This window comes from Candidatus Protochlamydia sp. R18 (assembly GCF_000648255.1).
Classification (GTDB): Bacteria; Chlamydiota; Chlamydiia; order Chlamydiales; family Parachlamydiaceae; genus Protochlamydia; species Protochlamydia amoebophila.
The window spans coordinates 1-235 of the sequence record NZ_BASL01000075.1 but is presented as its reverse complement, the minus strand read 5'-3'; the positions used below and the strand labels follow the sequence as shown (position 1 = coordinate 235).

At 37.4% G+C, this 235-nt stretch carries 1 protein-coding gene; it reads left to right on the top strand.

The window, feature by feature from the left end:
- On the top strand, positions 1-230 hold a 230-nt coding region (locus TY19_RS00030; protein WP_275450564.1), incomplete at its 5' end, for a transposase.
- Positions 231-235: the final 5 nt, after the last annotated feature.

The following is a 235-nucleotide window of genomic DNA, read 5'->3' as shown; positions in this document are numbered from 1 at the left end:
GGATCACGTTAGTGGATAAACTCATGCTAAAAAAGAGGGCTATGATTGAAAGTGTGAATAATCTATTGAAAAATAGCTGTCAGATAGAACATCATCGGCACCAAAGTCGATGGAATTTTCTTAGCAATCTGATGGCAGGTCTTGCTAATTATAGCTTGAATCCATCCAATCCTCGACTGTTCTTTTCAAATACAGAAATCGAAGCTGCTAAGCTCCTAGAATATTTTTGAGGGTT